Origin of the sequence: Roseibium porphyridii (genome assembly GCF_026191725.2) — a bacterium.
Lineage (GTDB): Bacteria > Pseudomonadota > Alphaproteobacteria > Rhizobiales > Stappiaceae > Roseibium > Roseibium porphyridii.
Genome location: NZ_CP120863.1, coordinates 3,233,644 through 3,255,804 on the forward strand (window position 1 = coordinate 3,233,644; position 22,161 = coordinate 3,255,804).

Annotated in this window: 17 protein-coding genes; 7 read left to right on the forward strand and 10 right to left on the reverse strand. The window is 53.1% G+C overall.

Annotated elements, in window-relative coordinates; genetic code table 11:
* The first annotated feature begins 34 nt into the window (after positions 1 to 34).
* On the forward strand, positions 35 to 3,532 hold the full coding sequence (locus K1718_RS15090) for a PAS domain S-box protein (protein ID WP_265681807.1): 3,498 nt from the start codon (positions 35 to 37) through the stop codon (positions 3,530 to 3,532).
* A gap of 37 nt (positions 3,533 to 3,569) precedes the next feature.
* On the forward strand, positions 3,570 to 5,060 hold the full coding sequence (locus K1718_RS15095; RefSeq protein WP_265681804.1) for a sigma-54-dependent transcriptional regulator: 1,491 nt from the start codon (positions 3,570 to 3,572) through the stop codon (positions 5,058 to 5,060).
* A 44-nt stretch (positions 5,061 to 5,104) separates the two neighbouring features.
* Here the strand turns inward: K1718_RS15095 and K1718_RS15100 are convergent, their stop codons facing one another.
* Both K1718_RS15100 and K1718_RS15105 read right to left on the reverse strand, forming a co-directional pair.
* Entirely contained in the window at positions 5,105 to 5,677 is a 573-nt protein-coding gene (locus K1718_RS15100; protein ID WP_265681802.1) for an NUDIX hydrolase, read from the reverse strand.
* Between the two features lies 1 nt (position 5,678).
* Positions 5,679 to 6,380 (reverse strand): hypothetical protein, encoded by a 702-nt coding sequence (locus K1718_RS15105; RefSeq protein WP_265681799.1) that lies wholly within the window; start codon positions 6,378 to 6,380, stop codon positions 5,679 to 5,681.
* Between the two features lie 618 nt (positions 6,381 to 6,998).
* On the opposite strand from K1718_RS15105, the gene K1718_RS15110 reads away from it, so the two are divergent.
* Positions 6,999 to 8,408 carry a nucleotide sugar dehydrogenase gene (locus K1718_RS15110; protein WP_265681797.1) on the forward strand — a complete coding sequence of 470 codons (1,410 nt, stop codon included), beginning with the start codon at positions 6,999 to 7,001 and terminating at the stop codon, positions 8,406 to 8,408.
* 139 nt (positions 8,409 to 8,547) lie between these two features.
* Here the strand turns inward: K1718_RS15110 and K1718_RS15115 are convergent, their stop codons facing one another.
* The 6 genes from K1718_RS15115 to K1718_RS15140 all read right to left on the reverse strand — a co-directional run bounded on the left by K1718_RS15115 (position 8,548) and on the right by K1718_RS15140 (position 14,907).
* Positions 8,548 to 9,087 (reverse strand): GNAT family N-acetyltransferase, encoded by a 540-nt coding sequence (locus tag K1718_RS15115; protein ID WP_265681795.1) that lies wholly within the window; start codon positions 9,085 to 9,087, stop codon positions 8,548 to 8,550.
* A gap of 207 nt (positions 9,088 to 9,294) precedes the next feature.
* The gene (locus K1718_RS15120; RefSeq protein WP_265681793.1) at positions 9,295 to 10,263 is read right to left on the reverse strand and encodes a D-2-hydroxyacid dehydrogenase family protein; all 969 of its coding nucleotides are present in this window, start codon (positions 10,261 to 10,263) and stop codon (positions 9,295 to 9,297) included.
* Complete coding sequence (locus K1718_RS15125) at positions 10,260 to 10,499, reverse strand: hypothetical protein (protein WP_265681792.1); 240 nt, start codon at positions 10,497 to 10,499, stop codon at positions 10,260 to 10,262. The genes K1718_RS15120 and K1718_RS15125 overlap by 4 nt, the downstream gene beginning before the upstream one ends.
* Before the next feature lie 41 nt (positions 10,500 to 10,540).
* Positions 10,541 to 11,632 carry a 4-oxalomesaconate tautomerase gene (locus K1718_RS15130; protein WP_265681791.1) on the reverse strand — a complete coding sequence of 364 codons (1,092 nt, stop codon included), beginning with the start codon at positions 11,630 to 11,632 and terminating at the stop codon, positions 10,541 to 10,543.
* 64 nt (positions 11,633 to 11,696) lie between these two features.
* Positions 11,697 to 13,724 (reverse strand): tripartite tricarboxylate transporter permease, encoded by a 2,028-nt coding sequence (locus K1718_RS15135; protein WP_265681789.1) that lies wholly within the window; start codon positions 13,722 to 13,724, stop codon positions 11,697 to 11,699.
* Positions 13,725 to 13,800: 76 nt separating this feature from the next.
* Positions 13,801 to 14,907 (reverse strand): tricarboxylate transporter, encoded by a 1,107-nt coding sequence (locus K1718_RS15140; protein WP_265681786.1) that lies wholly within the window; start codon positions 14,905 to 14,907, stop codon positions 13,801 to 13,803.
* 127 nt (positions 14,908 to 15,034) lie between these two features.
* Between K1718_RS15140 and K1718_RS15145 the strand changes: the two genes are divergently transcribed.
* Together K1718_RS15145 and K1718_RS15150 are read left to right on the forward strand one after the other, a co-directional pair.
* Entirely contained in the window at positions 15,035 to 15,706 is a 672-nt protein-coding gene (locus K1718_RS15145) for a response regulator transcription factor (protein ID WP_265681784.1), read from the forward strand.
* Positions 15,703 to 17,082, forward strand: a complete 1,380-nt coding sequence (locus K1718_RS15150; protein ID WP_265681782.1) for a sensor histidine kinase — start codon at positions 15,703 to 15,705, stop codon at positions 17,080 to 17,082. The genes K1718_RS15145 and K1718_RS15150 overlap by 4 nt, the downstream gene beginning before the upstream one ends.
* Positions 17,083 to 17,091: 9 nt before the next feature.
* On the opposite strand, the gene tcuB is transcribed toward K1718_RS15150, so the two are convergent.
* Together tcuB and tcuA are read right to left on the reverse strand one after the other, a co-directional pair.
* A complete protein-coding gene (gene tcuB / locus K1718_RS15155; protein WP_265681779.1) occupies positions 17,092 to 18,159 on the reverse strand; it encodes a tricarballylate utilization 4Fe-4S protein TcuB in 1,068 nt (355 codons plus the stop codon).
* Positions 18,149 to 19,534, reverse strand: a complete 1,386-nt coding sequence (gene tcuA / locus K1718_RS15160) for an FAD-dependent tricarballylate dehydrogenase TcuA (RefSeq protein WP_265681777.1) — start codon at positions 19,532 to 19,534, stop codon at positions 18,149 to 18,151. Before tcuA ends, tcuB begins: the two co-directional genes overlap by 11 nt.
* Before the next feature lie 79 nt (positions 19,535 to 19,613).
* Between tcuA and K1718_RS15165 the strand changes: the two genes are divergently transcribed.
* A complete protein-coding gene (locus K1718_RS15165) occupies positions 19,614 to 20,540 on the forward strand; it encodes a LysR family transcriptional regulator (RefSeq protein ID WP_265681775.1) in 927 nt (308 codons plus the stop codon).
* Positions 20,541 to 20,674: 134 nt separating this feature from the next.
* Positions 20,675 to 21,928, forward strand: a complete 1,254-nt coding sequence (locus tag K1718_RS15170) for an MHYT domain-containing protein (protein ID WP_265681774.1) — start codon at positions 20,675 to 20,677, stop codon at positions 21,926 to 21,928.
* The last annotated feature ends 233 nt before the right edge of the window (positions 21,929 to 22,161 follow it).

Consider the following 22,161-nt stretch of genomic DNA (forward strand, 5'->3'; position numbering starts at 1 on the left):
GGGCCCGAAGACGGCGGAGCGAAGGACCAAAACCATGCGCACCTGGATTAAACAGATGAGCCAAGATGCAACATTTTGGCTGGTTCTGATCTTCATATCCGCTTCCGCCATCGCCGCCTATGTGCTCGCGGTTGATTTCGGGCAAAAGACGCGAACAGCGGACCTATCAGCAGCCGCGAAAGCACAGTCTGATCTACTGACGGCAACCCGATCGTTTTATTCCAGGGAAGTCATCGACAAACTCTATTCATCTGATGTCAGCGTCAGCCATGAATATCACGACAAGGAACTGACGATACCTGCCCCGGTGTCCATGACACTAGCCTTGGAGGAAGAACTCAGCCGTCAGGGTTCGGACAGTACAATCAGGATGCTCTCCGATTATCCGTGGCCCTGGCGCAATGATCGTCAGCTGGACGATTTCGAAAGAGAGGCGCTCAAGGCGTTACAGGAAAACCCGGGTGAACCCTTTCAACGGCTCGAGCAAAGAGACAACGGAGCGGTCTTTCGGAGTGCCACGGCAGTACGCATGGAAGGAAGCTGCGTTGCCTGTCACAACACACATCCTCAATCTCCGAAACAGGATTGGGAAATTGGTGACATTCGTGGTTTGCAGGAAGTCGTCATACCGGCGAGTGCTCTTTTCGGAACTGGTTTCACGTCAATCAACAATCTGATCTTCATGCTTGCTGTTGCCTTCGTTGCAGCTGTGGCGTTGACACTTGTGCTCTCCAATCAACGACAACGGGCTACCAAGCGTTTATCTGATATGGCGACCGCGGAGCGGGAGAAAAACGAGGCACTTGTCGCGGCTACACGTCGTGCAGAGGCCGGCGAAGCACAGGTCAGTGCAATTTTGGAGACCATGCTGGATGGTGTTCTTTCGATCGGAACCGATGGAAAGATACTGAGTGTAAACCCGGCGGCGTGCGACATGTTCGGGGCGAAGGCACCCTCGGAACTTGTCGATCTGAAAATCTGTGATCTTCTACCTGATACCGAAAACTCAGACCTTCCATTTGAATGCTGCAACAAGGGCACTCGGCCCCTGGAGATTGCGGCCGCCGGAATGCGATTTGAATCGGTTGGCAAACGCATGGACGGCCACGAAACGCCTGTTGAGCTGTCGCTTACCAAGTCCAGATCCGGTTCGACAGACATCTATACGGCGATCCTAAGAGATCTAACTGCTCAAAAGGCTGCAGCTGAGAAGCTGAAGCAGGCTGAAACGCGCCTCGTCGACGCAATCGAGTCTCTGCCAGATGGTTTCGTTCTTTACGATGCCGACGATCGGCTTGTTTTGTGCAACAGCAAATACAAGGAGTTCTACAACAGAAGCGCGGATCTGATCGAAATCGGCAAGAAGTTCGAAGACATTATCCGAGGTGGCGCCAAACGCGGCCAATATCAAGTGTCCGATCACGTCCTTGAAGAATGGGTTGCCTTGCGCATGGAACGCCATCGCAACCCCGGTGCGCCGATGGAACAGCACCTGGATGATGGTCGTTGGCTCCGCGTGATTGAATCCCGAACCAGCGAAGGCGGTCTCGTTGGCTTCCGCGTCGACATCACAGAGCTCAAAAAGCGCGAAGAAGAACTGAGGCGCAGTCAGGACCTTTTGCGCAACGTGGTAGATGCCTCGTTTGATGGTGTGATTGTCATGAACGGTGAAGGCATTGTTCTGGATTTCAGTCCGGCTGCCGAAGACGTTTTCGGATGGTCTGCCAACGAGATCATCGGCCAGAAAATGTCCGATTACATCATTCCTGAAAAATATCGACAGATGCACGACACTGGGCTTGAGCGTTTCTTGGAGACAGGCGAAGGACCGGTTCTTGGCAAAAGGATAGAAATTGAAGGGCTTCACAAAGAAGGCAACGAGATGATCGTGGAACTTGCCATCCGCCATACCAAGGGAGCGGAAGGTCCTTTGTTCCTGGGCTATGTTCGTGACATCACCGAACGAAAGGCTGCCGATGCCGCTTTGAGGGATGCCAAGGAAAAGGCCGAGGCTGCGAATGAGGCGAAGGCTAAGTTCCTGGCCATGATGAGCCATGAGATCCGCACACCTATGAACGGCGTGCTCGGGATTTTGAGCTTGTTGCGCGATACCGATCTCGATCCGTCGCAGAAGGCCTATGTCAAAACAGCAAGAGAATCCGGCCGCTCACTGCTGGAGCTCATCAACGATATTCTGGACTTTTCCAAGCTGGAAGCCGGACGCATGGAACTTGAGCATGCCCCTTTCCGACTGAACACTCTGGTCAAGAGCGTCATGGATCTTTTCAAGCCGACTGCTCAGGACAAGGGATTGGGACTGTTTCTGAACTATCCGGACAACGTACCCGTTCATGTCGTCGGTGATGCGGGCCGCCTGCGGCAGGTCGTATTGAACCTCGTCTCGAATGCGATCAAGTTTACCGAAATAGGTTCGGTTGAGATAACGGTCGCAATTGCTTCAGAAGATGAGCGTCGTCCGACTTTCCGTTTTTCCGTCAAAGACACAGGCATCGGAATTCCAAAAGACAAACACGAAAGCCTCTTTGCAGAATTTGTCACGGTCGACAGCAGCTACACCAAAAAACAGGGTGGTACTGGTTTGGGGTTGGCGATCTGCAATCAGATTACTCAATTGATGGACGGTGAATTGACCGTTGAAAGCTTGCCTGGAGCGGGCAGCACTTTCCACTTTGCCATTCCAATAGAACTTGCCGATGATCAGACGGCTGTTGACGAACCGTCCCATGAAAATCCTGAAACGGACTTTCCAGAGGGATTGGTCATTCTGCTGGCGGAAGACAATGCGACAAATCAGATTGTTGTTAGCCATACGCTGGAAAATGCGGGATGTGACATCGACATTGCCAACAATGGCAAGGAAGCCGTGCAGGCGGCACAAAAACGGGACTATGACTGCATCTTGATGGATATCTCGATGCCCGAGATGGATGGTCTGGAAGCAAGCAAGCTGATCAAGAACGGTCGCCGAAACGCGACAACACCCATCGTCGCCTTGACCGCTTATTCTCTCAGAGGTGATCGTGAACGGTTTATTGCAGCCGGGATGACGGATTTTCTGGCTAAACCAGTCGAGAAAGAAGACCTGCTCGCCTGCATCTCATCAAATGTCGGCCAGCGTGAAATTCAGTCAACCGATGACCTTCAAGACAATCAAGAGAACACTCTTTCGGCAGCCCGGGACATCCTGAGCACCATGCCTGAAGAGCTACAAAAGAAGCTTCTTACCCAATTCATTGAGGACACGACCAAGAGACGCGAGGCTGCGAAACTGGCGGTTGAGAACAATGATCTGGAGAAACTTGAACGCGCGACACACGCCCTCAAGAGCGTTGCCGGCACCTTTGGGGCGGGAGAACTCACAAATGTGGCTGCGGCAATCAACACTCTTGCAAGAGACAATAAATCTATCGCGGCCATGTCCAGGCTGGACGAACTGGAAGAGACATGTGACAGAACGTTAGGGGAAGTGAAAGCTTTAGCTGACGAAATGGGCATCGCTTTATCCATTTGAGAGCCAATTTTGTGCCGTTCGCCCGGAGGAGTGTGATTTGAAAGTTCTGATCGTAGAAGATGCACTCCCGCTTGCCACCGTCTATGGCCACCAGCTTTCACGGGCTGGTATTGATACGCTACATGTCGAAACTGGTCAGGATGCCATAGACAGATTGCGCAAGGGGGGCATCAGCGTTGTCCTTCTTGATCTGCAACTGCCGGATATGAGCGGGCACGACGTGCTGACTTTGATTGGTGAGGAACAATTGCCTGTCACAGTGGTGGTTGTGACGAGTTCCGGCTCAATCAAGACGGCTGTCGAGGCCATGCAGGCCGGTGCCTACGACTTTCTTGTCAAACCCGTCGCCGAAGAACGATTGGTGACAACGACGCGCAATGCGCTGGAACGTGAAACGCTTACCGAAGTCGTCGAAGAAGTGCGGAAACCGACGACCCAGAAAACCAATCACGGGTTTGTCGGCTCATCCCTTCCCATGACGGCCGTTTACAAGATGATCGAGAGTGTCGCCCGTTCGAATGCATCTGTATTCATCACGGGTGAAAGTGGAACCGGTAAAGAGGTGTGCGCCGAGGCCATTCACAAATCCAGTCCGCGTGTCAAAAAGCCCTTCGTTCCGCTCAATTGCGCTGCAATTCCGAAAGACCTTATCGAGTCGGAGATATTCGGACACGTCAAAGGGGCGTTCACCGGCGCAACCTCGGACAGGGATGGTGCTGCTGCACGAGCAGATAGTGGAACACTGTTTCTGGATGAAATCTGTGAACTTGAATTGAACCTTCAGGCCAAACTTCTCCGATTTCTGCAAAGCGGAACGGTGCAGAAAGTCGGTAGTGACAGCTTGAAGAAGATCGATGTGCGCATTGTCTGCGCCACCAACCGAGATCCACTGGAAGAGGTTGAAGCCGGTCGTTTTCGTGAGGATCTTTACTACCGACTGCACGTATTGCCGATTGGTCTTCCTCCGCTGCGTGCCAGAGGCGCTGACATTTTGGAGCTCGCTCGCCACTTCCTATTGCAGTTCGGCAAAGAAGAACAAAAGGCATTCGAAGGCTTTTCTGTCGAAGCGGAAGAAATGCTCTTGGGGCATTCCTGGCCCGGAAATGTTCGAGAAATGCAAAACACGATACGAAATCTCGTTGTTTTGAACGAAGGACCGATCGTCGAAACCGACATGCTGTCGACTTTGGCCGGTCGTGTGCCGAACACCGCACGTGAAACTGTTGCCGTTCCTCGTCCGGTGCCAGAATCGCTAAACCGGTCATTTGGTTCTGAAAGTGGCGTCGCTGGCGATTGGCCAAATATCACACTTTCGCTGGGGCAGTCTTACGACACTCTGGAACGACAACTTATTGAAGCAACCATTGATGCCTGTGGCGGCAGTTTGCCGAAAACGGCTCGTGTGCTAGAGGTCAGTCCGTCCACGCTGTACCGAAAAAAGGAAATATGGGCAGCTCAGGAAGATGAAGAAGCACAGTCGATCGAAACTGACGATGAAGCTTCAATCACCCATGCGGTGGAGAACTGACTGTTCGCTGGCAGTCAGTCAGTTTCCTCATTTCCCATTGATTGCTAATCGGCAAGATACATTTCCGCCAGACCGATTGCGGCGACATGTGAGGCGATGGGGGTTTTTCCGTTCAGCATTGACCGTTTCACTTCCTTGCGTGGAACAGTGAGCAATGTCGATGTTTCGAGGTCTCCCGAATTAGCCTCACACAATTTGATCACGTGACTGGCGATAAAGACATGCGATTTGGCAATTTTCTGATTGCCGTGAAGCACCATCGTAGGGGCTGCAACCCATTTGCCGCCACCATAGCCGGTTTCCTCAAGCAATTCCCGACGTGCCGAGAATTCGGGATCTTCACAGGCATCAATTTGCCCACCAGGAAGAGTGAGACAGGTCTGCCCTACCCCGTGTTTGTATTGCTGAAGAATGAGCACTTCATCTTGATCCGTGACGGCATAGATGCTGGCAAATGAAGGCAGATCGATCTGATAGTAGTCGTCCACTATGCGACTGTCCGGCAGACTGATCGTCTGGCGGAGCACACGAAGACGGTCGCCAGCTTCAAAGACCTTTCGGCTGTCCAGTACCGACCATCCAACCGGGTCGCTGGTTTTTGGCTGTAAGGAACGCATCTCAGGCCTCCTCGAGTAAGGATGCCGGCAGATCAAAGAGGTATTCTTGTCCGGACATACAACGTTTTTCGTAGCTCAACAGCTGACTGACGTCACAGGGGCCGCCTACGACCGTGCAAATGTCTACTTCGGAAAAAGCGTTGTGCAATGGCCGGGCAAAACCGCTGACCGAACGGGGCTTGAGATAGGAAATCAGGCGCGCTGATTTGTGCCGTTTGATTATATGGTTGCGAACAATCGAGCTGTTGAAAGAACTCGGCATGATCAGAAGACTGTGGTCTGTATCCCGATAGACTTCATAACTCGGGAAACGGGCACTGAACTCATCCAAAATGACCGTGAGCTCATTGTGTTCATTCTCCCATTTCTTGTAGTCCTCGATTTGTTTTGCGGTGCTGTTGGTGCCGGCAAGGCAAATGCGGAGTGATGCCGGACCACATTCGATTGTTGGCGTTCGCTTGGCTGGATAAGAGCTTTGCTGCACAACCTTCGCGACGAATTCGAAAAGATCGTCGGAAAAGTCGTGCTCATGCCTGATCATGATCTCGTTCTGAGACCAGAGTTCAGAGCCGGAGTTTGCAAAAACTCCGGTCAATGATCTGATGAGCCTTTCAGATAGGCGCAACAGGACATCGTTGTAGCTTGACCGGCTCAGCAGATAGCAGGGACGCAGTTTCGCGAAGTCTTCAAGATAGCTCGCCAAGTCATGTTCCAAATGCGCTTGATCGTTGCGGACCAACACGTCCAAGTCCAAAAGAAAGACATTATTCAGTTGGCTTACAGTGCGAGCGATGGGTCCGGATACACGACCGACCGGGGCGAAAGTTGGCTTCGGAAACATATCTGCTTCTCCTTTGAAAAGGGTTTGTTGAAGCAGTTGCAAAGACTTCGCCAGTTATTCCCTCAATTGGAAAATATCTAAAATGTGAAATAAAACAGATATTTACGATATAATGCCTTTGAGACGATTGTGACTTTGCCAGTTTGGTTTTTGCGAAACGACAACTGAGACATCTGAATTTGCAAAACCTGCCAAGCCTGCGATCGCTTGCCATGTTCATTATAAATATACGCCCATATGGCTCGGCAAGAACGGGCCCCAAATTTTGGGCAGCCCTAACTCCTGCCTGCAGCTACCTGGCGGATTTTTCAATTTGCGCAAATTTGAATTCGCTTTTTTTGATTTTCGGAATTGCAAACTCTTATCCATTCAGCGTTAGATTAGATAAGTATCTGTAAAATATTATATAATTCAATTTCCTACGTATTGGCACGGTCCTTGTTCTCTGTATCCCAGAACGATGTTTCCAGGAGAAAACAGATGAACATGTATATCGGCAACCTCAATACAGCCCAGAAAATCGACAGGCTTCCCTTCAGCATTGTAGAGCCGAAGGCTTCGATCAGCGTCATTGGTCTTGGCTATGTCGGTGCGGTTTCCCTTGCCTGTCTCTGCTCTCTCGGGCACCGCGTTGTAGGTGCCGATATTGACCAGAAGAAAGTTGACTCAATTGCCTGGGGCAACAGCCCTATTCATGAGGACCGCCTGTCCGAACTCTTGACCCGTGGCGTTTCCGAAGATCTGCTTTCTGCCACCACCAATCTGCAAAGAGCTGTTCGCGAAACGGATGTTACATTCGTCTCCGTTGGCACACCGACCAGCAAGGACGGTGGTTGCGATACGCGAGCGATTGAGGCTGTTGCAAAAGGCATTGGTGAGGCACTCGCAGACAAAACCGCGTTTCATGTTGTGGTTCTTCGGTGTTCGGTTCCCCCTGGTACGACGCTCGATATTATGAAGCCGATCATAGAACGGCATTCGGGCAAGGTTGCCGGTGTCGATTTTGGAATTGGGTTCAATCCGGAGTTCTTGCGTGAAGGTACGGCAGTCGCAGACTTTCATGAACCGCCCAAAACTGTGATTGGTGTAACGGATACCAAGACTGCGGAGGTTCTGTCGAAGATCTACGAACCAGTCGACAAGTCTCCTATCGTGACGACCGTTGAAGTCGCTGAACTCGTAAAATACGTCGATAACGTCTGGCATGCCGCAAAGGTGTGTTTTGCAAACGAAGTTGGCCGACTTTGCAAACCCATGGGCATCGACAGTCATGCGGTCATGGACATCTTCGTTCAGGATACGAAGCTCAACCTTTCTCCTTACTACCTGAAGCCGGGATTTGCCTTCGGCGGTTCCTGCCTGCCCAAGGAGGTTCGGGCAGTCAGTCACCTTGCCGATAAACTTGGCGTCGATTTGCCGATGATTGATGCATTGATGCCGTCCAACCAGAAACAGATCGATCAGGCTGTTGGTCTTGTAGAAAGAAGCGGTGCGAAAAAGGTCGCGATCCTGGGCGTCGCCTTCAAGCCCGGCACTGACGACCTAAGGGAAAGTCCGACACTCGAGGTCATTGCAGAACTCAAGAATAGAGGTGTCGAAGTTACGGCTTTTGATCCCGCTATACAGCCGGGACCGCACATCAAACAACAATTTGACTACATGCAATACGCAGCCCCTCACCTTAAGGATGTCGTTGAAGACCTGCCGGAGTTTTTGAAGGAGGCTGCCGCAGAAGCAGTCGAAGACGCTGATGCGATTATCGTATCGCAGAAGATCCCAGGTCTTCGGAGTGTGTTGGAGTCCAAAAAAGAAGACGCAGTGATTGTGGACCTCGTCCGTATTTCAGCTCCGCTCCCTGCCTCTTCCAATTACACTGGAATTGGTTGGTAGGACCGCACACTCCCATCCGCTCCCTTTCGCCCCATCGCCCACCTAAGAAAGGGAGCGGATACTCTTTGCCAGGCCAAGTGCCTGGCATTGAAGTTCTAAGCGGATCGATTGATCTGGGGCGCTGTGCAAAGATCGGAATTCACCAATAAATCGGTTTTCCCATCGCTGTAACACACCGGGATGATCCCTTGATGGAGGTCAGAGGTGTCGCTGTCAGGGATTGCCCGAGCCATCCGAATGGGTATTGCAGCTTGAATGGCGCAGCCACGTCTTCCTCGGTGATCGGTTTAAAGCCAACCCGTGAATAAAACTTCGGATCGCCGTAGGTCAAGGCAACTTCGACACCGGCTTGCGCGAGCGTTTTCAATCCGAAGCTTATGAGGCTTTGACCAATCCCTTCACCTTGGCGTGCTGTCGCAACTGCGACAGGTCCGAGCACGAAGACATCGCGATCATCCTGATTGAAGACCATCCGGGAGAACATGATGGCTGCGACAACGTTTTCTTTGTCGATAGCATAGAACGTATGAAGATCACCCGAGGCAGTCTCCCGCAGGAGATCACGCGACAGTTGCCCGATCAGTTTTCCTTCTTCAGCACCTTCTGCTTCTGCAAAAACGTTGCCGAAGAGTTTGCAAATGTCGCTTTCGCGACCGCTCGCGTTCTCAAAGAACTTCATGGGAACCTATCCGCCCGGGTCATGACAATTAGCTTTGGTCGACCTGCTTCAAATTCAATATCCGTCGCGACCACAAGGATTGAGATGTGCCTAAGGTCTTTAGGTGCTGCAATCAAGATCGGATATCTTAAGCCAGGTCGCCCGTAGGTGATCCAAGTCAATGGTTGTGAATTGGATCGCGAATCCGGTGAGGTCTTGCTTTCTGCGTCAGACCATAACTTCCGGATTGATCATGTGTATGGGCTTGTTATCTGCATAAGCAACGATCTGATCGAAGATATCAGAAAACTGAAGATCGAATTCGTCTTCGGTGACGTAGCCAATATGCGGCGTTGCCAAAACATTTGGAGAGGTCAAAAGCGGATTTTTGACATCGGACATTGGCTCTGTGTCGAAGACGTCAACTGCCGCAAAGATACGACCTTTTGCTATCTCAGCCTCCAGTTCACCGGGCGCGATCAAGCCTGATCTGGATGTATTGACCAACAACGAACGTGGCTTCATCGCCGCCAGGTCTTGTTCGGTGATGATCCCACGTGTTTCGGGTTTCAGCCGGACATGCAGGCTTACAATATCTGATGTTGCAAAAAAGAGTTCGCGATTTTCTGCGAGTTGTACGCCGTCTGCCCTTGCCCTTTCTCTGCCGGCTTCAGAGGACCACCATTGAATGTTCATACCTATGGCTTGCGCATATGTGGCAACTGCTTTTGCTATGCGCCCATACCCATAAAGACCAAGCGTGCGATCGCGCAGGGTTCGACCGACACCCATTTGCCAGTTTCCTTCGCGTATCGATGCAACCTGTTCCGGAATTTGCCGATAGCTTGAAAGCATCAGTGCGAGTGTCAGCTCCGCCGCGGCATAAGACGGCGTACCTGAATGCATGTTGGAGCAAAGAAGGACGTTATTTTGTGTGCAGGCTGCAACATCGATATGTGGGTAGACGCTTCGCTGGGAAATCAGCTTCAAGTTTGGCAGCTTTTTGAGGAGCTCAGCGGTAATTTTTGTTCGCTCTCGAAACAGCACAAGACAGTCTGCCTCTTGAAGACGGTCAGAAAGGGTTGATATGTCTTCAACATGATCGGTCCAGACCGTGACGTCATGACCTTGAAGCTTGTCAAAGCAGGCCAAGCTGCGCAGCGTGTCAAACCAGTCATCCAGAATATGTACTTTCATCGATTTTCTGCGCCGCCTCCTGCAACAAGCGTTCTTGGGGTGGGAACAAACACCTCGGAGTTGATGGCATCGAGTGCCCTTGTCACCTGCGCCCGTTTGGACAACAGGCCGTTGTATTGGACGTCGCAGCCGGCGACAGGCGTTGGGTAGTTCTTGATTTCATCGGCTATCTGTTGACGAGCGATCAGAAGTGCAAGGATTGCGGCCTCGATATGTGCATCGTATTCGGTTTTCACGCTTAGCACCCGTTTGTGGAATTCGATGAATGGCAATTCCGTCAGTTTCGTGACCAGACAGTTGCAGGCACAAACACCTCACCAGTCGCGAGTTTGCGGGCGGTTCTGAGCAAACCCGCCGACTTGACGGTGAACTTTCCCTGCTGGATTTCGTAGTCTATCAGGACTTCCATTTTGCCCATCGGATGCTCAAGCTGCAATGTCGCTGGCGTGGCTGGACGTTTTTCGAGGAGCCCTTCGCCGACTGTGCCGGGAGCCAACAAACAGGATGCCAGACACTGGGATCCGGTGACAGCCAATGTCGGGTGGCAGTTCCAGGGCATGAAGTAGCGAACAGATGCCGTTCCGCCGTGTTTTGGTTTCGACAGCAATCCGAATTTCGGCGTTACGGACTTTCGAACATCCCCAAGACCCATGCGCTCGCCAGCAATCAACCTGATGGCTTCCATCTTCTCATACAGGCTTCTGTTTTTGTCGATATCTTCCACTCTTTCTTCGCCGGTCAGTCCGAAGTCGTGCGCGAGACCAATCACCATCGGCATGGCAACGTCCATGCAGGTCACCGGGACATCGTTGATGACCTCCATCGAATGTCCTGTCGGGAACAAGGCCCCGGTCAGGCTTCCTTCCACTTTCATAAATTGAAGCTGGATCGGAGCTGCGGTCCCTGGAACGCCATCGATCCTGGCATCACCGTCATACTCAACGACACCACCGGGCGTTTGCACGATTTCCGAGACCAGCATTCCGGTATTGACGGCCCTGATCTTTACCTCGGTCACGTCACCTGTCGGTATCACAAGACCCATTTCGATTGCCGCAGGGCCAACACCGACCAGAATGTTTCCGCAAGAAGGCTTGAAGTCGACCAATTCTTCTTCTACCCCAACCTGTGCAAAGAAATAGTCTACATCTGCCCACGCGTCGTCGGATTTCGACAGCATGGCCACCTTGGTCGTGACAGCCGTTCCACCGCCTATACCGTCAATGTTGAAGGGGTGACCGGACCCAAGAATTGAGGTTAGCACTTTTGACAGGACATCCAGATCCTGCGGCAGGTCGCTTCGTTTGAGGTAAGGTCCGCGCGAAGAACCGCCGCGCATGAAAATGAAAGGTGTAGATGTCTGGAGCATTCGGCCGTCTCCCTGATCAGCTCAACTGCGTTGGTCGGTAGCGGTGGAATTCGACTGGTCGTCTTCACGTCAGTGGCCAAGGAAGTTTTGCGAAGGACTGCAAAAGGCCTGGTGGGAAATCGCGGTTCAAAAGCCAGGCCATGCCGCACATGAAGGCTATGCCGCTAGCGCCGTAGATCGCGGCGTAAGCAAAGCTGCGTCCTGCGCGATAGTGGATGAAGGCAACCAGGAAAACGGCAAGTGCAAGAATGAAGCCGATGAGCGAGGTCAGGATCAGGAGACCGGCAAACCACGCCAACGTGCTCCAGAGCCCGTGCCGGTTGTCTTCGGAATTGCCCGCTTCACTGTCGCAAAAGAGCGCGTGTCTTTCACTCACACCACGCATTTGAAACAGCAGTATAAGGCAGCCAACAATTGAGACGAGACCGACAAATTGCGGGAAGACCCTGTCGGCCGATGCATAGTCCGGGATTAGCGAAGCATCGGTAAAGGCAAATACGAGATAGCCAAGGATGGCCAAAAGGAAGACCAGCGGTGCGCGCTTGGTTCCGGTCGCAACATCGCCTTCTGCACGGATATTCTTGGATTGGCGCAATCCGACCACAATAGAAACGATCGTCACCAAGATGAGAATGATCACGATTGGCGAGAAGATGTATTCCATGCCTTCTGCAAATCCCTTGCGGAACCGCGAACTGGCAATCTGCACTGCCTGGTTGGCGTAGGTTTCCGCCGGATTGGAAAGCACAAAGCCGATCAGGAACGCCGGCCGTGACCAGTCGAACCGACGCATCAGAATGCCGAGAAGACCTATGGCGAAAAGTGCGACCAGATCCATCAGGTTTTGACCTGACTGGAAGGCAGCGAATGAAATGATCATGAACAGGAATGGGGCAAGCAAAGCGAACGGAATGGTGGTCAAACGCGCTATGCCACCGGAGCCTAGTATGCAGATGACCGTACCGACCACGTTCGCCAGAGCCAGAAGCCAGACAATCGCGTATGTCACGTCGAGATTGTTCTTCAGCATCGAGGGGCCTACCTCGATCTGACCCGACCCGAGCAGGGCTACCGCGCCGATGAAAACCGCCATTGAACCCGACCCGGGTATTCCGAAGAGCAAGGTCGGCACCAGGCCGCCGCCTTCCTTGGCGTTGTTGGAGCTTTCCGGCCCGATGACCCCGCGCACGTCTCCGTTGCCGAATTTCGATTTGTCTTTCGACGTCTGGACGGTGTGGCCATAGGCGATCCAATCAACAACCGAACCGCCGAGCCCCGGGATGACGCCAACCGTGACACCGATAAGTGAGCAGCGCACGCTGAGCCAGATATTGGCAAACCAGTCACGAACGCCGTGCAGCCAGCCGCCCCCGAGCATTGAGCGCTCGGAAATTGCGCGGTCCTGACGAAGAAGGGCAACAATTTCGGGGATCGCGAAGATGCCGAGACCAACGATGACGAGTTTCAGCCCGTCGGTGAGATATGGCATGTCATATGTGGCCATGCGCAGGGCGCCGGCGCTATCGCCCTCACCGATCGTGCCGACCATCAAGCCCAGGCCGGCAGCGACGACGCCCTTGATAGCCACCTGCCCGGCCAGAATTCCGACCATCGACAAACCAAACAAAGTGATCATCAACAGTTCAGGTGTGCGAAACTCAAGCACGATAGGTCTGGCAACCAGAATGAAAACCGTGAGGAACGCGGCGCCAACCAGACCGCCGAACAGGGACGATGCAAAGGCTGCAGATAAGGCGCGTGCTGCTTCGCCCTTTTTCGCAAGCGGAAAGCCGTCAAGGACCGTTGCCTGAGACGCAGAAGATCCGGGAATTCCCATGAGTACAGAGGCAAACGTATCGGATGTCGGCACAACCGCGACCATGCCAATCATCAACGCAAGGCCAAGAACTGGATCCATACCGAACATGAAGGGAAGCAGCAGCGATAAGCCTGCAATGCCCCCAAGTCCGGGAAAGACACCGATACACAATCCCATCACCACGCCGAGGACGAGGTAACCGAGAACTGCTGGCTGAAAGATCATCGCTGAGGCCTGGGCGAGCGCAGGCATAGCGGTACCGAGAATGTCCACTGGATCGTCTCTGATTTGAAAGAAGTTTTGCAGTGCCCGCCCGGTCAAACCCGGGCGGGTCGAGGGTCCGTTCGGTCTATTTCAGCGAAACGCCGTAGCGCTCCTGCAACCAGCCAACCACAAATTCCTTGGCGCTACCTGGAACTTCCGTTGCACTCTTCAGTGCGCCGTCGGCTTCTGTACCGGTCATTTGCGGATATTTTCCGAGGCGACCCGACGATATTTCGGCAAAGTCTCCACGTGCCTTTACGGTTTCAAAGGCTTTTGAATAGGTGTCGATCGCTTCCTGAGACGCGCCGTTTGGAAGAAACACCATTTTTTGCGCCGGGAATCCGGCGATGAAGAAGGCTTTCCAGGCATCCCATTTGGCACCCGAGGTTTCACATCCTTCAGTTGCTTCACAGACTTCCTTGAATGTCGGCATTTCCGGGAAGGTCGGATCACGGACAATGTTGCCTTCTGCATCCAACGCACCCCAACTCATCATCGGGACAGCAGTGCCGGCTTCGACCAACGGTGTAACGCCTTTCAGATAGGAGGAAGACGTCTGGTAGTCGATATTCGCCTCACCGCGTTCGAACATCAGACGACCATCGCCGCGGCCTTTGATGCCGAAGACAGGCTCCACGTTCAAACCGAGCATTTCCCAGGCTAGCAAGGGGACAAGATCGAGCCGGGTTGCTCCTTGTGAGCCGTAAATGAAGTCTGTTTCACGAAGCGCACTGGCATCGTTTCCATTCATTTTTCCGGCAAGGTCTGGCGGCAAATAGGCGACACCGCCGGTTCCAGACGCCAGAACAACGTTCCAATCCTTGTACTCATAACGAACGCGAGGGTCTCCGAGCAGATACGGAAACTGGGTCGAGCCGGAGGAACCGAAAATCACAGTGCCTTCGCTGTCGCCGAATTTCTGGTTCTGAAACCAGTTGGCTCCCTTGGTGGAACCGGCACCAGGCATGAATTTGACAACGACCGTCGGAGTACCGGGCAGCGCTTCGCTCAACAAGGGCGCATAGAAGTTTGCCCATTTTGCCGAACCACCTGTCTCTGAGAACGGGATTACCCATTCCACGGTTTTCCCCGCCAGATCAAGACCTTCGGCAATCGCTTGCGCTGGAACCATAGTACCGGCTGCGCACATGACACTCAGCGCGAGCTTGCGCGCTAGTTTATTTAGAACCATTTTCTCCTCCCAATGGCGCAGTCAATCTGGTTTGAACTGCTGCGCGTTCAGACCGCCCGAAAAGCGGCTTGATGCATCCAGATTTCCCTGCGAAGCTTGCAGCAAGCTTTCATCGAAAAGAAAAAACATGCGGATCGCGCTGGTCGAAGATAATGTGAGCCTCGCCAAAGGCATAGCCTACCAATTGCGGGATGCCGGGCACTCTGTGGACATTCTCCATGACGGAGAAGATGCCGAGTTCTTCCTGAAACAGGAAGATGGAGACCTGATCATTCTTGATATCAACTTGCCGGGCAAGAGCGGGCTTGAGCTTCTGGCTGAACTCCGGGAACGAGACGACCCTCGTCCTGTCATTCTGTTGACTGCGCGATCAGATACGCAGGATCGGGTTCTTGGACTTGACGCAGGTGCGGATGACTATCTCGTCAAGCCATTCGAGATGGAAGAACTCGCTGCACGCATTCGTGCGCTAGGCCGGCGCAAAGCCACCGCACCCCGGCAACTTGAAGATGTTGGCGCACTCAAATTCGATATCGGTTCGATGCAGCTTCTCGATGGGGATGAGGTCCTGGAAGTTCCAAGGAGAGAACTTGCGCTGCTGGCCGCACTCTTGAACGCCAATGGCCGCACTGTCTCCAAGGCCAGCCTGCTCGATCAGCTATACGGAGCTGGCAGCGAAACCGATGAAAAGGTCATTGAAGTCTATGTCTCTCGCCTGCGCAAAAGGCTGAGCCCACACGGCGTCAATATCCACGTTCACAGAGGTATCGGCTATTCCTTGAACAGGGCCACATCATGAAGAGGTCGTACTCTCTTCGCATCCGTCTGACCCTAATCATTCTCATCCCCCTCCTCTTCGTTGCCGGTGCTGCGGGGTTCTGGCAGCTGAACAATGCACGACTAACTGCTGGAGACGTGTTCGACAGAAGCCTGCAATCAGCCGCACTTGCTGTATCCAATGACGTCGCCCTTTCCAGCGGCGATGCGCTAGGGGTCGAAACGCGCAGGATCCTTGCCGACACCTCCGGCGGGCGCGTTTACTATCATGTCTATGCACCCGACGGTGTCATTGTTGCGGGATATGCGACGCCACCAGCAGGCATTCCAACCGCGACGGACGGAGACCTCAATGCGGTATACTTCAACGGCGAGTATCTGGGTCGCGAAGTCCGTGGTTATCGCATGCGTACCCATATGCAAGTGGATGGATTTAGCGGGGTGTTCACAACGACCGTCTGGCAGGATGTCAGGATCCGCTCAACCTTTGTTCGCGCGCTGATATTGCGATCCCTCGTCGTGATTTCGTCGATTATCCTGTCTCTTGCACTTATCGTTTGGTTCGGCGTCAGGATCGGGCTGAGGCCCTTGAACGATCTGCAGCAAGCAATTGACCTTAGATCCGGCGATGACTTGAAAGCGATCCAACGCGCGGTTCCAGCGGAAGTGAAAGGCATTGTGCGAACGCTCAACCGGTTGCTTGGCCAGGTTTCCGATGCGATGGCAACGCAAGGTGAATTCATTTCAAATGCGGCTCATCAACTTCGCAATCCCCTGGCCGGTGTGCTGGCGCTGGCCGAATCCGTCCGCTCGGCAAGATCAGAAGTTGCTATGCGAGAGCGCGCCGAAGATCTCGTAAAGGCAGCAAAAGAGACAAGCCAGCTTGCGCAAAAACTTCTGACCTATGAGCGCGCAAAGTCCATAAGTCCGGCGTCGGAGAAGGAAATCTTTTCTCTGCGGGATCTGCTCAATGAACTTGTCTTGGAATTTCAAGCAGTGCCGCATCGTGGCATCGAAATTGACGCTTCACTGGGTGATGAGGTTCTGGAAATAACAGCTGACAGGACGATGGTACGTGAGGCCGTTGCCAATCTGATTGACAACGCATTGAAGCATGGAGGGCCGAAGCTCTCCCGGATATCGGTATCTTGCGAGAGCAATGAGGCTGCTGTGTCCATATCGGTCGAGGACGACGGACGAGGTTTGAACCAGGAAGAAATCCAAACAGCTTTGCAACGTTTCGGGCAAGTGTCAGCAAATAGTGACGGCAGCGGTCTTGGGTTGCCAATTGTTGTTCGGGTTGCTGAACGCCACGGCGGATCATTGGAACTCACAACAGGCGAACCGGGTCTAAAAGCTCGGATTTCGTTGCCGGCTGGCTTTACCGGTAAGCACTAGTTCAATTCTTCAATTTGTGCGCTTGCGCTGCGCCTCCCTGATCAGCGCGGCAAGTCGATAGAAGCCATGCGCCATTTTCGTATACGGAGTGAGAAGAAAAAAACTCAGAACAGAGCCCAAGTGAATTGCAAGGAGCAAAGGCATCAGACTTGTGCTGCCCATTGCGTAAAGCAACAATCCAGTCAACGCGACCAGCAATAGAAGTGCGACAAAACCCATTTCTCCACCCCAGGCGGACGGCGCTCCCAGGTTCTTGTCTGCTTTCAACTTTAATGCCATCAGCCAAAGAGATCCCGCGACCATCAATATGCCACCGGGCAATCCAAGTAGTTTTGGTAACGACCAAATTGGATACGGTGCGGGCATATCAAACGCGTAGTGCAGAATGGTCGCGGCAGAAGTTGAGGCGAAACAAAGCAGAAAGCCGTACATGACTGCCTGGTGAGCAAGACGTCGGGACTGGCTGAACCTGTCTTCGTCTTCAAAATTGCATCCATCACCATGACCGCCTGCCAGGTTTTTCATTCGGGCCGCAGACCCAAAAGCCTCAACGATATGCGAAAGCCTCACAGGTTCTCCGTTCGTTGCGCTCCAGTATCGCCGCATGCTGATGGCGAGGCTGAAAAGAGGAAATACGAACGCAGGAAGAAAGATCGAGACCATGGCCGTATGTGACAGGACTGCATAGAACCCCTCACCTCCTGCTGATCCGAGCGTGCGAATGGTCAGAAAGAAGACGGAGAAGCAAAGAACAGATGCAATGGCAATCATCAAACCGCTGCTTTGGAAGCGTTTCGCGAACGCTTCAGGCCACGCGAAGTGTTCCCAACTCTCCTGACGTACCTCTGCCAGGGCCTTGGGGAGATTTAGATCGAACTCGTGCGGGGATGTATACTGACAGGCGTAGTAACAGCCGCGACAATTGTGACACAGATTGGCCAATTGGGTGAGGTCGCCATCACTGAATACCCGTTCACTGTGAAGTGCGGGAAAGACGGAGCAATATCCTTCGCAATATCGGCAGGCGTTGCAAATTTCAGCTTGGCGACGAGCTTCCTGCAAGAAATCAGTTTGCATATTTCGCTGCCTCCCTGCCCGCGATCCTGCCGAAGACGGTTCCAATGGTCATGCCAAATCCTGCCAGGTAGCCCTGTCCGAGAATTGAGCCGGCCATGGTTTCTCCAGCTGCCCACAAATTGCGAACAGGCCCCTGCCCAGTGCTGCACTGTGCATTTTCATCCACCTTCAAACCGAGATAGGTGAAGGTCACGCCGGTCTTGAGGCTGTAGCCATAGAAGGGTGGTTCATCTATCGGGCGTGCCCAGTTGGTTTTGGCAGGCAGCAGGCCGGAGGTTGCGACACCATCCAGTTCGGTCGGGTGGAACTTCGACGTGTTGCCGCAGGCCAGGTTGAACTCGGCAACCGTGTCTGAAAGTTTTTTCGGTGGCAGATCCATTTTTGCTGCAAGCTCTTCCAGGCTGTCGGCTTTGATCGGCGGGAAAACCGACGGCATGAAGAGCTCCAGCGATTTGGCATCTATGACTACATACCCGACCTGATCAGGCTGTTGAGCAATCAACCGGCCCCAGATCGCGTAACGTTTGGGCCAGACGTCTTCCCCTTCGTCGTAGAACCGCTCCCCGTGCTTGTTGACCACGATAGAGAACGGCACACAGTCCAATCGGGTCACGATGCCTCCATCGAATTTGGGTGCGCGGCCATCAATGGCGACCGCATGGCACTGTGTCGGGTCGCCGACGGAGCTGACGCCCTGATCCAGAAGGTCTGCAAGGACGACGCCCCGGTTGTAAGGAGTTCCGCGGATCAGGAAGTTTTTTGCTGGCGGGCCCCAGGCGCGTGTCAGCCAGTCCGTATCAGCCTGGAACCCACCGGAAGCGACAACTACTGCTTTCGGCACCAGCCTTTTTTCTTTTCCTTCGTGGGCGAAACTTACAAGTTCGATCCGGTCATCAACCAGTTCTAGATGGGTGACATGGGCTTCATAGAGAATTGTCACGCCCAAACTTTCAGCCTTGCGGTAGTAGGCATTTACGAGGGATTTGCCTCCACCCATGAAAAACGCATTGGTCCGGCCGAGTGAAAGCGTTCCGGAAAGCGAAGGCTGAAAATGCACACCATGTTCCTGCATCCAGGTCAGGCATTCTTCAGAGGTTCGGATGGCAAGTCGCGCCAGTTTTTCATCGGTCTTGCCTGCTGTGACTTTCAATAGATCGCTGAAATACTCGTCTTCGGAATAATCGTCGACAAGAGGTCCATGGGGGCCCTTGTGCATGCAGCGAAAATTTCGCGTGTGTCTGGAATTTCCGCCACGATAAGGCTTCGGTGCTGTTTCAAGGATGCAAACACTTGCACCGCATTCCGCTGCAGTCATAGCAGCACATAGAGCTGCGTTGCCGCCGCCGATTACAACGATATCAATGTCAGATCTCATGTGCCGGGTCCTCTCGGATCCCGTCTACCAGACACTCTATTGATTTGACCAATGATGCTTTTTAAAGAATTATTGCGTAATGCACATTAATTTCGACTTCAGCGATCTTGAAGCTTTTCTGGCGGTTTTGGAAACTGGTTCATTCCACAACGCGGCTGATCGTTTGAACCTCTCACAATCTGCTGTCACCCGACGGGTTCAAAAACTGGAAAAGGCACTCGGATCTGTGCTTTTTGAACGCACGACACGTATGGTGCGGCCAACTCTTGCTGCCAAAAGGCTGCAGGCAAGAGCCGCGGATATGCTGGTGACTGCGGCCGATACCACCCGTGCCATGCGAGATGAAAGTGTCGCCTATGAATATCAACGCAGCATGTTGGTCAATGTTGCCGCGATACCGACCGTGATCCCCAGTTGCGTCCTGCCTGCTATTCGCAGGTTTGAAGATCAGGGCTTTTCACCAAGAATTCGCCTTCTCGACGCGGCGACCAACGAAGTTTCCGAAGCGGTTTCTCATGGTGATGCGGATTTTGGGGTCTGTTCCATTGGTGTCTTGGATCCGAACACGTATTTTGAACCTCTTCTCGATGACACAATTGTGCTTGCCCTACCCGCGACCCATCATTTGTCGGAACAGGAAGCTATTCAATGGCAGGACATTGTAAAGGAAAGGCTCATCCTTCCAGCTCGCGGCACGGGAAATCGCGTGCTGATTGATGAAGCTTTGGCCGTTCGTCGCCTTTCCGCGCAATGGACCTTTGAGGTGGGACGGTCAACGACTGCTATGGAACTGGTATTGAGTGGACTTGGTATTGGGTTGTTGCCCAAAACAGCGACGCAATCTCATATGAGCCGAGACCTGACCTTCAGATCGGTTGTGGATTTGGATGTCAGGCGCACGATCGGCCTATTGACCAGGACCGGTGTTTCCATCAGCAAGCCTGCCGAGGTTCTAATAAACCTGTTGCGCTCGACGTTGAAGAATCCTGATGAGCCTGCAGTTTGAAGTGTTTGTCTGTGACAGGCGGTTGAAGTTAAGGCCTTGACCATTTGCCGCACCCGTGGCTTTGGCCTATCATCATGCGCCATGAGGAGACCGGTGCGATTCAACACCGGAAGGAATGGGAGGTTCGGAGCAACATGCCGGTGACGCACGAGCCCTGGCTCGTGGCGCTATCCCTTGTGATGGCCTTTCAGGGAAGTTTTGTCGGACTAAGCCTGGCGGTTCAAGTCAGGAACGCCGTCGACCCGCGCCGGCGGTTTCTATTGGCCGGAGCGGCACTTACGCTCGCCTTGGCCATCTGGTCCATGCACTTTGTGGGCATGCTTGCGGCACGATTGCCGATAGCCGTCGACTTTCTTGTTTTGCCAACCCTGCTTTCGTTCCTTGTTTGTGTTCTCGTGGTTGGAATCGCTGTCTTTGCTGCCAGCAATTCACGGCTCACACCTCTCAGATTGGGACTAGCTGCTTTTGTGATGGGAAGCGGCATTTGCACAATGCATTACCTGGGTATGTATGCCCTTCATGAGTCGCTCAACATGATTCATGAACCGGCCTATGTGCTTGCCAGTTTTCTTGTCGCGTTTAACGCAGCGGGCCTTGCGATGTGGCTCCTTTTCGGCCTCGGACGCCGGCCACCTATTGTCTTTTCCGCGGCGGTACTCGCACTTGCCATCTCCGCAATGCATTACACCGCGATGACCGGTCTGACGTATGAATTGAAGCAGACAGCGACAGGAGTTGGAGGTCCATCATTTAGTCCTGGCGTTCTGGCGATTGTCGTGTGTTGCGTTGCATTTCTTGTATCTGGTCTCTTCCTGCTTGCCCTGGTTCCAGCACAGGGCTCGGAACCTTCGAATGATGTCGTGGATGCAGCGTCAGATGCGCAGCTGCCAGACGAAACCAACTTTGCGCGCACTCAGTTTGCGGAAGAACCTCCGATACAGACCTCGCAACATGTTCGAAAGACCGCTGCAGGACTGCAAGCTGCAACAGTTGCTGCGCGTGCCCAGTCCGCATTGGCAAAACGGACGATCCCGATTGAGAAAGACGGCCAGAAGAGCCAGATCGGTATCAAGGAAATCTATGCTATTCATGCGGATGCGCACTACACGCGGCTTTACGACGGATCTCGTGAATTCTTCTGTCCCCTGTCGATCAGCGAAGCGGAACAGCAGCTCGATCCCAAGACCTTCAACCGGGTACATAGAAGCCACATTGTCAACATCAGCCGTGTAGCGAGTTACAAACGCTCGGGCGATGGTGGAGTGCTTGTTCTGGATGGAGAAGACGCACAAACCGTACCCGTAAGTCGGTCTCGGTGGGGGCGTGTCAAGGCGCGCTTATCTGCAATGGCAGAAGCAGCAACAGAACACACAGCCGTAGCGCAATAACTCCAAATATTTCAGATGCGGATATCGCTTGTGCAGTGCAAATGCATTCGAATTCTTCGCCGTTCGTGCAGATTTGCACGAAAGTAGGCTCAAACCTCCTACCGTTCCCACGAAGGCTGTTTCTTAATTTAGTATATTGTTTTTACTTCGTTTTCACGGTCCTTCGGGGTGTTGCACTCATGAAATGCGTAAGAATTATTGCCGCATTTCGTGCAAGCGATTGCGCCATTAGT

What these genes read in the sequence shown, in the direction of transcription:
- K1718_RS15090 (WP_265681807.1), top strand. Translation starts at nt 35, where the DNA reads ATGCGCACCTGGATTAAACAGATGAGCCAAGATGCAACATTTTGGCTG.
- K1718_RS15100 (WP_265681802.1), bottom strand. Translation starts at nt 5,677, where the DNA reads ATGCGTTCCTTACAGCCAAAAACCAGCGACCCGGTTGGATGGTCGGTA.
- K1718_RS15110 (WP_265681797.1), top strand. Translation starts at nt 6,999, where the DNA reads ATGAACATGTATATCGGCAACCTCAATACAGCCCAGAAAATCGACAGG.
- K1718_RS15115 (WP_265681795.1), bottom strand. Translation starts at nt 9,087, where the DNA reads ATGAAGTTCTTTGAGAACGCGAGCGGTCGCGAAAGCGACATTTGCAAA.
- K1718_RS15120 (WP_265681793.1), bottom strand. Translation starts at nt 10,263, where the DNA reads ATGAAAGTACATATTCTGGATGACTGGTTTGACACGCTGCGCAGCTTG.
- K1718_RS15130 (WP_265681791.1), bottom strand. Translation starts at nt 11,632, where the DNA reads ATGCTCCAGACATCTACACCTTTCATTTTCATGCGCGGCGGTTCTTCG.
- K1718_RS15140 (WP_265681786.1), bottom strand. Translation starts at nt 14,907, where the DNA reads ATGGTTCTAAATAAACTAGCGCGCAAGCTCGCGCTGAGTGTCATGTGC.
- K1718_RS15145 (WP_265681784.1), top strand. Translation starts at nt 15,035, where the DNA reads ATGCGGATCGCGCTGGTCGAAGATAATGTGAGCCTCGCCAAAGGCATA.
- K1718_RS15150 (WP_265681782.1), top strand. Translation starts at nt 15,703, where the DNA reads ATGAAGAGGTCGTACTCTCTTCGCATCCGTCTGACCCTAATCATTCTC.
- tcuB (WP_265681779.1), bottom strand. Translation starts at nt 18,159, where the DNA reads ATGCAAACTGATTTCTTGCAGGAAGCTCGTCGCCAAGCTGAAATTTGC.
- tcuA (WP_265681777.1), bottom strand. Translation starts at nt 19,534, where the DNA reads ATGAGATCTGACATTGATATCGTTGTAATCGGCGGCGGCAACGCAGCT.
- K1718_RS15165 (WP_265681775.1), top strand. Translation starts at nt 19,614, where the DNA reads ATGCACATTAATTTCGACTTCAGCGATCTTGAAGCTTTTCTGGCGGTT.
- K1718_RS15170 (WP_265681774.1), top strand. Translation starts at nt 20,675, where the DNA reads ATGCCGGTGACGCACGAGCCCTGGCTCGTGGCGCTATCCCTTGTGATG.